Here is an 8,522-nt window from a genome sequence, read left to right as displayed (position 1 = left end):
CGGGCACCTCGAGGAGTTTCGCACCGACCCCATCGGGCTGATGAGACGGGTCCGCGACGAATGCGGCGACGTGGGATGGTTCCAGTTGGCCGGCAAGCAGGTCGTGTTGTTGTCCGGCGCCGAAGCCAACGAGTTCTTCTTCCGCGCCACCGACGACGATCTGGACCAGGCCGAGGCGTATCCGTTCATGACGCCGATCTTCGGCAAGGGCGTGGTGTTCGATGCCAGCCCCGAGCGACGAAAAGAGATGCTGCACAACGCCGCATTGCGCGGCGAGCAGATGAAAGGCCACGCCACCACCATCGAGCGCGAGGTCCGCCGGATGATCGCCGGCTGGGGCGACACCGGTGAGATCGACCTGCTGGACTTCTTCGCCGAGCTGACCATCTACACCTCGACGGCATGCCTGATCGGCAAGAAGTTCCGCGAAGAGCTCGATCACCGTTTCGCGCGCCTCTACCACGAGCTCGAGCGGGGCACTGACCCGTTGTGCTACGTCGATCCCTATCTGCCGATCGAGAGCTTCCGCCGCCGCGACGAGGCCCGAAAAGCGTTGGTGGCGCTGGTGCAAGAGATCATGGACAACCGGATCGCCAACCCGCCCACCGACAAGAACGACCGCGACATGCTCGACGTGTTGATCACGGTGAAAGACGACGAGGGCAATCCCCGCTTTAGCGCCGACGAAATCACCGGCATGTTCATCTCGATGATGTTCGCCGGACATCACACCAGCTCGGGCACCGCCGCGTGGACGCTGATCGAGTTGATGCGCCACCCCGACGTCTACGCCGGCGTGATCAAAGAACTCGACGAGCTCTACGGAGACGGCCAGCCGGTGAATTTCCATGCCCTGCGCCAGATTCCGCGGCTGGAGAACGTGCTCAAGGAAACCCTGCGGCTGCACCCGCCGCTGATCATCCTGATGCGGGTAGCCAAAGGCGAATTCGAAGTCAAGGGGTATCCCATCCATGCGGGTGACCTGGTGGCAGCGTCACCGGCGGTCTCCAACCGGATCCCCGCGGACTTCCCGGACCCCGACGACTTCGTACCGGAGCGTTACGACGAGCCGCGTCAAGAAGATTTGATCAACCGGTGGACGTGGATTCCATTCGGCGCCGGCCGACATCGCTGCGTGGGAGCGGCGTTCGCCACCATGCAGATCAAGGCTATCTTCTCGGTGCTGTTGCGCGAGTATGAGTTTGAGATGACGCAACCGCCAGAGAGCTATCGCAACGACCATTCCAAGATGGTGGTGCAGCTGGCCCAGCCCGCCCGGGTGCGCTACCGCCGCCGCAATGGGAGTCGATGATGGGTTACAAGGTGATCGCTGACCTGGATCTGTGCCAGGGGCATGCGATGTGCGAGCTGGAGGCGCCCGACTATTTCCGGGTGCCCAAACGCGGCCAGGTCGAAATCCTGGACAGCGAGCCGCCCGACGAGGCCAGAAAACAAATCGAGCAAGCCGTGTGGGCCTGTCCCACCCAGGCGCTGTCGATCCGCGAGACAGGAGACTAGAAATGCCCGGATTCCCACGCGAGGAGCTCGAGGACGTCGTGCAGCGCTGGTTGGACGCCAACCGGGAGGCTGAAAGAACCGGTGACTGGCGCATTCTCGCCGACTTCTACACCGACGACGCCACCTACGGCTGGAACATTGGGCCGAAAGAGGACGTCATGTGCGTCGGCATCGACGAGATCCGCGACATCGCGCTGGGCCAGGAGATGGAAGGCTTACAGGGCTGGCGCTACCCGTACCAGCGCGTCGTGATCGACGACAAGATCGGCGAAGTGGTGGGGTTCTGGAAGCAGGTTGCGACTGACGCCGACGGCACCGAGCAGGAGGTGTACGGCATTGGCGGCAGCTGGTTCCGCTATGCCGGTGGCGGCAAATGGAACTGGCAGCGCGACTTCTTCGACTTCGGGCACGTCTCCGCGCTTTACATGGATCTCATCAAGGCCGGCAAGCTGTCGGCGGGCATGCAGAAACGCATCGAACGCGGTATGGCCGGTGAAAAGGTGCCGGGCTACTACCCGCTCGGAAAGGCTCCGGTGCCTCTGTGGTGACTTGCGTCGCGGCGATCGACTGCGGTTTGCCACAAGCCGCCCGCTACTGGGCTGCGGACTATAAGCTGCGGCGCAGTGTCTGGCTAGATGTGATCCAGCCCTCATCAGCCGACAACCCGACACGTAGGCTCACCCAATCGGTCGCTTCGACGCAGGCTCGGAGCTAGGTCCTGGCAGGAGGTTCACCGTGAAAACAAAGGGCGCGCTGATCTGGGAATTCAATCAGCCGTGGTCGGTCGAGGAAATCGAGATCGGCGAACCACGCAAGCACGAGGTCAAGATCCAGATGGAAGCGGCGGGCATGTGCCACTCCGACCACCATCTGGTGACCGGCGGCATCCCGATGGCGGGCTTTCCGGTGCTGGGCGGACACGAGGGGGCAGGCATCGTCACCGAGGTCGGGCCCGGCGTCGAGGACCTCGCCGAGGGCGACCATGTGGTGTTGTCGTTCATCCCGTCGTGCGGTAAATGTCAGTCCTGTCAGGCGGGGATGCGTAACCTGTGCGATCTGGGCGCCGGCCTGCTCAACGGCGCCGCGGTGTCCGACGGCACGTTCCGCATTCAGGCCCGCGGCCAAAACGTCTACCCCATGACACTGCTGGGCACGTTCTCGCCCTACATGGTGGTGCACGAGAGCTCGGTGGTGAAGATCGATCCGTCGGTGCCCTTCGAGGTGGCCTGCCTGGTCGGCTGCGGTGTCACCACCGGCTACGGTTCGGCGACGCGCACCGCCGACATCCGGCCAGGTGATGACGTCGCAATCGTCGGTGTGGGCGGCGTCGGCATGTCGGCGTTGCAGGGTGCGGTCAATGCCGGCGCCCGCTACATCTTCGTGGTCGACCCGGTGGAGTGGAAGCGGGACCAAGCACTCAAATTCGGCGCGACTCATGTGTATCCGGACATCGAGGCCGCGCTGATGGGTATCGGCGAGGTCACCTACGGATTGATGGCCAAGAAGGTGATCGTCACGGTCGGCGAGCTCAAGGGCAGCGACATCGACAGCTACATCAACATCACCGCCAAGGGCGGCACCTGCGTGCTGACCGCCATCGGCAGCCTGCTGGACACCGGGGTGACGCTGAACCTCGCGATGTTGACCCTGATGCAAAAGAACTTGCAAGGCACCATCTTCGGCGGCGGCAATCCGCAGTACGACATCCCGCAGCTGCTCGCGATGTACAAAGCGGGCAAGCTCAACCTCGACGACATGATCACCCGGCAGTACAAGCTGGAGCAGATCAACGACGGCTATCAGGACATGCTGGACGGCAAGAACATACGCGGCGTCATCCGCTACACCGACGCCGACAGGTAGCGACCGTGACTCAGCCGGTACGGGTGTTCCAGGTAGCCTCCGGGAATGTCGGCAGGGAAATGATCAAACGGATCGCCCGCCATCCTGACCTCGAACTCATAGGGCTGCACTGCTACTCACCCGACAAGGTGGGCCGCGACGCCGGCGAAATAGCCGGCATCGGCCCTATCGGTGTGGCGGCCACGGGAACAGTGGACGAGATCATCGCCGCGGCGCCGGACTGCGTGACCTTTCACGGAGTGTGGCCGGACCTCGACCTGTACGAGCGAGTGCTGCAGGCCGGCATCAATATCGTCACGACCGCGGACTGGGTCACCGGGCATCATCGCGGCACCAACCACCGGCTGCCCGATGGCCGCACCGAATCCGAAGTGCTGCAAGCCGCCTGCCTGCGGGGCAACTCGACATTCTACGGAACCGGGATGAATCCGGGGCTCGCGCAGATTCTGACGATCGTGCACAGCGCCGACGTCGCTGACATCGAAAACGTCACGTGCATCGAGTCCGTGGACGTCTCATGTCACCATTCGGCACCGACCTGGGCCAACTGCGGATTCGGCCGCCCCGTCGACGATCCCGAGGTGTCGCGGCTGCTGGAGCTGGGCACTCGCGTGTTCGAAGACGGCGTGCGGATGATGGCCGACTGCCTCGACATGGCGCTTGACGAGGTCACGTTCTCCTACCAGCTCGGTGCCTGCACCAAGGACGTGGACCTCGGGTGGTACTTCTTGCCCGCCGGCTCGGTGGGCGGCGCAGCGTTCCAGTACGTCGGCACGGCCGGCGGAGTGCCGCGAGTGGAGTTGCATCTGGAATGGCAGATGACACCACACACTAAGCCGCGCTGGGACATCCAGGGTTGCTACATCACCAAGATCCAGGGCGACCCCTGTATCTACAGCAAGCATCTGATCCTGCCCAAACCGGGCACCGACTTCTCGACCCCGGAGTCGTTCGCGGCGATCGGCATGACGGTTACCGGCATGCCCGCACTCAACGCCGTCCGCGCAGTGGTCGATGCACCACCGGGCATCGTCAGCAGCGCCGACTTGCCGCTACGGGCGTTCGCCGGCCGCTTTGCGCAGCCGATCTCTCCGCGCTAGCGATCGCCACGGTGAACACATTCCCCCACCTGCTGCAGCCCGGTCGGATCGGCGCCATGTCGGTGCGCAACCGGCTGGTGATGTCCCCGATGGAGACGATGTACGGCACCCCGGACGGGTTACCCTCGCAGCGCACTCGTGACTACTTCGCCGCCCGCGCCAAGGGCGGTGTCGGGCTGATCACCGTGGGAGCCACCGGAATCGACCATCGTCACCTCGAGACCCCTGGCAGCCTGCACTTGGGCACCGACGAATCGGTGCCCGCCCACCGGGCACTGGTGGAGGCGGTGCACGACCACGGCGCGAAGATCCAGCCGCAGATCGTGCACGCAGGGCCCGACAGCCTGGGCCCGGAGATGCACGGTGTCACGGCGCTGGGTCCGTCGGTGATTCCCTCGTATCTGACCGGGCGTCCGTCGGCGGAGATCACCAAAGAACAACTCACCGACGTGTTCGACTTGTTCAAGGCCGCGGTGCGCCGCGCAGCCGAAGCAGGATACGACGGCATTGAACTGCACGCCGCCCACGGCTACATGCTGCTGGGATCATTCCTTGCGCCGCAACGCAACCGGCGCACCGACGAGTACCGCGGCGACTCGGTGCGGGGCCGGCTCCAGGTGGTGCTGGAAACCCTGGCCGCGATCCGCTCCGAGATCGGCGACACGTTGCCGATCACCTTGCGCATCTCCGGCTACGAACGGGTGGCCGGCGGCCGCCCGATATACGAAACCGCGCAAGTGGCACCGCAACTCGTAGCCGCCGGCGTGGACGCCTTCCACGTCAGCGGCGGCGTGATCGACCGGCTGGTCACCCGAATGGTCAACGGCGCCGACGACGGCGACGCGCTGAACGTGGGTGCCGCGGCCGCGGTCAAGGAGGTAGTCGACGTGCCGGTGATCGCCGTCGGCCGCATCCACGACCCCGAGCGGGCCGAACAAATCCTGGCCGACGGGCGCGCCGACTTCATCGCCATGGGCCGGCCGCTGCTCGCCGACGCGGAGCTGCCGCACAAACTGCTTGCGAGACAGGCGCATCGGGTGCGCAAATGTATCTCGTGTGAAAACTGCATCGACGCGATGGAGTTGCGCTTCTCGGTCGACTGCGCGGTTAACCCGCGCACCGGCAAGGAACGCGAACTGGGCGCGGGTCGCGCCGCACATCCCAGGCAGGTCGTGGTGATCGGCGGCGGCCCGGCCGGATTGGAAGCCGCTCGCGTTGCTGCCGAACGCGGCCACCACGTCATGCTGTTCGAACGCAATCGCCAGTTGGGCGGTGCATTGCGCTGGGCGTCGGTTCTGCACCCAGAGAACGAACCGTTTCTGCGGTACCTTTGCGACGAGATCAGCCGCAGCACAGCCGAAGTGCAACTGGGCCAAGCTATTTCGGCTGACGACGTCGCCACGCTGGACCCGGATGTCGTCGTGGTCGCTACCGGCGGGCGCATCGCTCTTCCCGCGATTCCAGGCGCCGAACTCCCCCACGTGCGCACCGGCCCGGGTCTGCGTGAATGGCTCGCCGGGCACGCTGACTCCGCGGATCCGGCGTGGCAGCGGCTCAGTGCCCGACTGCTGTCGGGATGGCGCCAGCGGCTGGTGCAACCCTCGGCGGTTCGGTTGGCGACCCGCGCTTGGATGCCGTTGGGCCGGCGCGTCACGATCATCGGCGGTGACCTGGTTGCGTTGGAACTCGCCGAGTTTCTCGCCGGCCGTGGTCGTCTGGTGTCGATTCTCGAGGCGGGCAAGGTCATCGCGCCGGAGGTCGGCAATAAGCGCAAGACCGAACACATGGATCGCATAGACCGGCTAGGTGTCACCGTGCATGTTCGGGCGACCGTCGAACGGATCACCGCAGACGGTGTCGTGTTCACCCCGTTCGGCGGCACCACCCGTCAATTGCCCGCCGACAGCGTCGTTCTCGCCGGAACACCCGAACCCGACACGGAGCTTTTTGACACCCTGGCGGCCAGCATGCCCGACGCCGAGGTCCACGCCGCCGGAGACTGCAGCGGCCTCGGTCTCATTCGCAAAGCCACCGAGGACGGCGCCCGAGTAGCGTGTGCCATCTAGCAAGAAGGAGTGAAACTATGTCGCAGGAAACCATCCAACAGTCGCCCGCTTTGACCGCGTCGCAGTCGTCGTGGCGGTGCGTGCAGGCCCACGACCGGGAAGGATGGCTGGCGCTGATGGCCGACGACGTGGTCATCGAAGACCCGATCGGCGAGGCGCCCACCAACCCGGAGGGCACCGGCGTGCGCGGCAAAGACGGCGTCGCTGCGTTCTACGACGCCAACATCGCCGCCAACCAGCTCACCATCACCTGCGAGGAAACCTTCCCGTCGAGTTCACCCAACGAGATCGCACATATCCTGGTGCTGCGCAGCAAGTTTGACAACGGGGTGACCAGCACCGTGCGCGGAGTTTTCACCTACCGGGTCAACGACGCCGGGCAGATCGCCAGTATGCGCGGCTACTGGAACCTCGACGCGATGACCTTCGGCCAAGAGGAGTGACCCCAGCCGACCCGCTACTTGCGGGCCGCGGCGCGGTGGTTGTCGGCGGTTCCCGCGGGATCGGGGCGGCCGTTGCCGCCCACCTGGCACGGCATGGCGCCGCCGTGGTGGTCAACGGCCGCGATCACGAGGCGGCCGAGGAGACCGTCGCAGGCATCACCACGGCAGGCGGTACCGCGGTGGCACACGCGGGCTCACCGTCCGATCAGCCGACCGCAAAATCGTTGATCGACAGGTGTATTGACGAATTCAGCGGAATCCACATCCTGGTGAACTGCGCCGGGATCGCCGAACCGGCGGGCTCCTCGATCCTCAACATCACCCCGGTCGACTTTCGCGACTTGCTCGATGCGCACCTGGGCACGGTGTTCGCCACCTGCCGCGCGGCTGCCCCGAGGATGGTCGAGCAGGGCGGCGGCAGCATCGTCAACACCGGATCGGTTGCGTTTCTCGGGGACTATGGCGGCAGCGGCTATCCCGCCGGCAAGGGTGCAGTCAACAGCCTGACCCTGGCCATCGCCGCCGAACTCAAGCAACACCGGATCCGCGCCAATGTCGTGTGCCCGGGCGCCAAGACCCGGCTGTCCAGCGGGCCGGATTACGAGGCGCACGTCAGAGAGCTGAACCGGCGCGGACTGCTGGACGACACCAGCATGCATGCCTCCCTGGATGCCGCGCCACCGGAGTATGTAGCAGCGATGTACACCTATCTGGCCAGCGATCTCGCCGAGCACATAACTGGCGCAATCTTTATTGCCGCAGGCGGATTCGTCGGACGATTCCCACGGCCCACTCCCGCCCTCATCGCCTACCGCGACCATCACGACTCGCCGCCGTGGTCCGTGACCGAGCTAGCCGAGTTGATGCAGCCGCAGCCCGAGGGTTGAGTGACGTCGCGACACGACGCCCCCACGCTTGACGGGTGACAGAACAGCACACCATGCTCAGGCGCATGGCCACTGTCTTCACCAAGATCATCAACCGGGAACTGCCGGGCCGATTCGTCTACGAAGACGACGAGATCGTCGCGTTCCTGTCCATCGAGCCGATGACACAAGGGCACACGCTGGTGGTGCCTCGCGACGAGATCGATCAATGGCAAGACGTCGACCGCGAGGTGTTCGCCCGGGTAATGGCGGTGGCGCAGCTGATCGGCAAGGCGGTGTGCCGGGCGTTCGCTACACAGCGTGCCGGGTTGATCATCGCCGGGCTCGAGGTGCCCCATCTTCACGTCCACGTCTTTCCGACCCGCCATCTCAGCGACTTCGGGTTCGCCAATGTCGACCGCCACCCGTCGCCGCAATCTCTTGACGAGGCGCAAGCCAAGATCAAAGCGGCGCTAGCCGAGTTGGGTGCAGGCTAGACAGGGTCTGCCACGTGAGCAGGCACGTCGGCGATACGCGGAAGGCTGACATGGAAGCAGCAGCCTTCCCCCGGCGCTGTTGTCACGGTGACCGTGCCGCCGTGGGCGTAGACCAGCGAGTCGACGATCGATAGCCCCAACCCGGTGCCGCCGCTGCTGCGGGTGCGCG

Annotated in this window: 10 protein-coding genes; 9 read left to right on the top strand and 1 reads right to left on the bottom strand. The window is 65.1% G+C overall.

Going from position 1 to position 8,522, the window contains the following annotated elements:
- The 9 genes from VFA16_RS00875 to VFA16_RS00835 form a co-directional block, all read left to right on the top strand.
- Positions 1-1,312, top strand: a 1,312-nt coding sequence (locus tag VFA16_RS00875; RefSeq protein WP_324966000.1) for a cytochrome P450, incomplete at its 5' end; no start/stop codon positions are given.
- Complete coding sequence (locus VFA16_RS00870; protein WP_324965999.1) at positions 1,312-1,518, top strand: ferredoxin; 207 nt, start codon at positions 1,312-1,314, stop codon at positions 1,516-1,518. The genes VFA16_RS00875 and VFA16_RS00870, both read left to right, overlap by 1 nt.
- A gap of 2 nt (positions 1,519-1,520) precedes the next feature.
- Positions 1,521-2,066 carry a nuclear transport factor 2 family protein gene (locus tag VFA16_RS00865; protein WP_324965998.1) on the top strand — a complete coding sequence of 182 codons (546 nt, stop codon included), beginning with the start codon at positions 1,521-1,523 and terminating at the stop codon, positions 2,064-2,066.
- A 187-nt stretch (positions 2,067-2,253) separates the two neighbouring features.
- Positions 2,254-3,381, top strand: a complete 1,128-nt coding sequence (locus tag VFA16_RS00860) for an NDMA-dependent alcohol dehydrogenase (protein ID WP_324965997.1) — start codon at positions 2,254-2,256, stop codon at positions 3,379-3,381.
- A gap of 5 nt (positions 3,382-3,386) precedes the next feature.
- Entirely contained in the window at positions 3,387-4,481 is a 1,095-nt protein-coding gene (locus VFA16_RS00855; RefSeq protein ID WP_324965996.1) for a dihydrodipicolinate reductase, read from the top strand.
- An 11-nt stretch (positions 4,482-4,492) separates the two neighbouring features.
- Entirely contained in the window at positions 4,493-6,547 is a 2,055-nt protein-coding gene (locus VFA16_RS00850) for an FAD-dependent oxidoreductase (RefSeq protein WP_324965995.1), read from the top strand.
- Between the two features lie 17 nt (positions 6,548-6,564).
- A complete protein-coding gene (locus tag VFA16_RS00845; protein ID WP_324965994.1) occupies positions 6,565-6,990 on the top strand; it encodes a nuclear transport factor 2 family protein in 426 nt (141 codons plus the stop codon).
- Between the two features lie 35 nt (positions 6,991-7,025).
- Positions 7,026-7,877 (top strand): SDR family oxidoreductase, encoded by an 852-nt coding sequence (locus VFA16_RS00840; RefSeq protein ID WP_324966003.1) that lies wholly within the window; start codon positions 7,026-7,028, stop codon positions 7,875-7,877.
- A gap of 65 nt (positions 7,878-7,942) precedes the next feature.
- Positions 7,943-8,353 carry an HIT family protein gene (locus VFA16_RS00835; protein WP_324966002.1) on the top strand — a complete coding sequence of 137 codons (411 nt, stop codon included), beginning with the start codon at positions 7,943-7,945 and terminating at the stop codon, positions 8,351-8,353.
- Here VFA16_RS00835 and VFA16_RS00830 read toward each other — a convergent pair.
- The coding region (locus VFA16_RS00830) for an ATP-binding protein (RefSeq protein WP_324966001.1) at positions 8,350-8,522 on the bottom strand (173 nt) is incomplete at its 5' end. The genes VFA16_RS00835 and VFA16_RS00830 overlap by 4 nt on opposite strands.

The organism is Mycobacterium sp. (genome assembly GCF_035653355.1).
Taxonomy (GTDB): Bacteria; Actinomycetota; Actinomycetes; order Mycobacteriales; family Mycobacteriaceae; genus Mycobacterium.
The sequence above is the reverse complement of the archived record's forward strand: the minus strand, read 5'-3'. Positions and strand labels throughout refer to the sequence as shown.

Bases quoted from the DNA above. Each gene is read 5' to 3' on its own strand.
- VFA16_RS00870 (WP_324965999.1), top strand. From the start codon at position 1,312: ATGGGTTACAAGGTGATCGCTGACCTGGATCTGTGCCAGGGGCATGCG.
- VFA16_RS00865 (WP_324965998.1), top strand. From the start codon at position 1,521: ATGCCCGGATTCCCACGCGAGGAGCTCGAGGACGTCGTGCAGCGCTGG.
- VFA16_RS00845 (WP_324965994.1), top strand. From the start codon at position 6,565: ATGTCGCAGGAAACCATCCAACAGTCGCCCGCTTTGACCGCGTCGCAG.
- VFA16_RS00835 (WP_324966002.1), top strand. From the start codon at position 7,943: ATGGCCACTGTCTTCACCAAGATCATCAACCGGGAACTGCCGGGCCGA.